Source organism: Nonomuraea sp. NPDC001684 (assembly GCF_053596515.1).
Window position 1 is genome coordinate 1 of the sequence record NZ_JBSFGJ010000798.1, and the last position, 2,179, is coordinate 2,179.

Annotated in this window: 3 protein-coding genes; all 3 read left to right on the forward strand. The window is 75.6% G+C overall.

The genetic code is table 11. The annotated features are described in order from the left end of the window. Window positions 1-113 precede the first annotated feature (113 nt). Entirely contained in the window at window positions 114-425 is a 312-nt protein-coding gene (locus ACWCSD_RS51865; protein WP_449927163.1) for an RDD family protein, read from the forward strand. Then, window positions 422-1,618, forward strand: a complete 1,197-nt coding sequence (locus tag ACWCSD_RS51870; protein WP_449927166.1) for an MFS transporter — start codon at window positions 422-424, stop codon at window positions 1,616-1,618. Before ACWCSD_RS51865 ends, ACWCSD_RS51870 begins: the two co-directional genes overlap by 4 nt. Before the next feature lie 49 nt (window positions 1,619-1,667). After that, on the forward strand, window positions 1,668-2,179 hold a 512-nt coding region (locus tag ACWCSD_RS51875; RefSeq protein WP_449927169.1), incomplete at its 3' end, for a TetR/AcrR family transcriptional regulator.

Here is a 2,179-nt window from a genome sequence, read left to right on the forward strand (position 1 = left end):
GGCTCTTGCTTGAACCTCTGGATCGGTCGAGGGTTGGCCCATGGCCTTGAGGTCGGCCCCGGCGCAGAACGTGCCCTCCGCCCCGGTCAGGATCGGGCAGGATCGCCGCGCTCGTGATCGACTGGATGATCTGCACCTGGGTCGTCGTGCAGCTGCTGCTCAGGATGAACCCGGCCGAGTCCCCGTGGGCGCCCGTGCTGGTGTTCGCGCTCCAATACCTGCTGCTCGTCGGCTTCATGGGCCAGACGTTCGGCCACCGGCTGGCCGGCGTCCGCGTCGCCGCCATGGACGGCGGCGCCCCGCGCCTGCTGCCCGTGCTGGTGCGCACCGTCCTGCTCGGCCTGGCCCTGCCGGCCCTGATCTGGGACCGTGACCACCGCGGGGTGCACGACCGGGTGTCCAACACCATGGTCGTCCGGATGTGACGACCCGCCGGGCCGGGACGGGCCGGTGGTTCGGCCCGCTCATGGTGGCGGCGGTGTGCGTGCAGGCGGCGACGTTCGCGGCCCGTCCGATGGTCAGCTACCGGGCCATCGAGATCGGCGCGGGCAACCTCGGCATCGGGCTCATCACCGCCGGGTTCTCGGTGCTCCCGCTCTTCGCGGCCGTCTCCGCCGGGCGCTGGGTTGACGCCTCCGGCGAGCGCGGCGCGGCCCTGCTGGGCGCCGGGCTGATCACCGGCAGCGCCCTGGCCCTGGCCGTGGCCCGCTCGTTGTGGGCGCTGGTGCTGCTCAACGCGCTGTTCGGGCTCGGGCACCTGCTGTCCGTCGTCGCCCAGCAGGCCGTCATCGCCAACCGGGTGGCCGCCGGGGGCCACGACCGCGCCTACGCGCGCTTCACCGTGTTCACCTCGCTCGGCCAGCTCGCCGGGCCGTCCGCCGCGGCCCTCGTGGCGGGTGGCACGCTCGCCACGAGCGGCGACGCGGGCGGTGCGGCCGGCGTCGGGCCCGCCCTCGTCGTGGCGGCCGGGTTCGGGCTGGTGGCGGGGCTGGCGAGCCTGTGGACCGACGGGCCGGGCCCGGCGCGCGGGCGGGCCGCCGTCCGGCGTTTCCCGCTGCGCGGCACGCTCGGCCAGGAGGGCATGTGGCAGGCCCTGGTCACGAGCCTGGCCACGGTGTCCACGATCGACCTGGTGCTGGCGTACCTGCCGGCCTGGGGGCAGAGCCGCGGCGCCGGGGTGGTCGCGGTCGGCGCGCTGCTGGCGCTGCGGGCCGCCACCACCATGGCGAGCAGGCTCGCCATGGAACGCCTGGTCCTGCGGTACGGCCGCCGCGCCGTCCTGGTGACCAGCACCGTCGCCGCCGCGGTCACCGTCGCCGCGCTGCCGCTGTGCGGCCCGGCCGCCGCGGTGCCGGTGGTCGCGCTGATGGGCTTCGCGCTGGGGCTGGGCCAGCCCCTGACGTTGTCCTGGGTGGCCGGTCGCGCGCGGGCCGGCGAGCGCGGCACGGCGCTCGCGCTGCGCCTGACCGGCAACCGGCTGGGTCAGGTGCTGGTGCCCGCCGTGGCGGGCGTGGTGGCGGGGGCGACCGGCGTGCTCGGCGTCTTCGCGCTGAGCGCCGCCATGCTCGCCGCCACCGCCGGTCTGGCCGCCCGCGCGCCGATGAGCACCGCGGAGTAGGAATCCGTACCGGGTTTGTTTTCTTACCCGGTACGGTTATCGTGGAGTCATGATGGCGGGACTCAGGGAGCGCAAGAAGGAGCAGACGCGGCGGCGCATCGCGGAGACGGCTCTGCGCCTGTTCGCCGAGCGCGGCTACGACGCGGTGACGGTCAACGAGATCGCCGAGGCGGCCGGGGTCGCGAAGGTCACGCTGTTCGCGTACTTCCCCAGCAAGGAGTGCCTGGCCCTCGACGGCGTCACGGAGGACACGGCCGCGATCGTGGCGGGCCGGGCGCCGGGCGTCTCGCCGCTCGGCGCGCTGCGCGAGCACTACCGGACGATGGCCGCCCAGGGGGCGCGGGACGTGGACGTGGAGGGGCTGCTGACCCGCGTCCGGGTGATCGCGGCCACCCCGGCGCTGCTGGCGGCCGTCCAGCTGACCCACGCGGGCGAGCGGCACGCGCTGGCCGCGGCGCTGGGCGAGGCCGTGGGCGCGCCCGCGGGCGACCTGACCGCCCAGCTCATGGCGGCCCAGATCACCGCCACGATCACCACGCTGCAGGAGGCGTTCTTCCACCG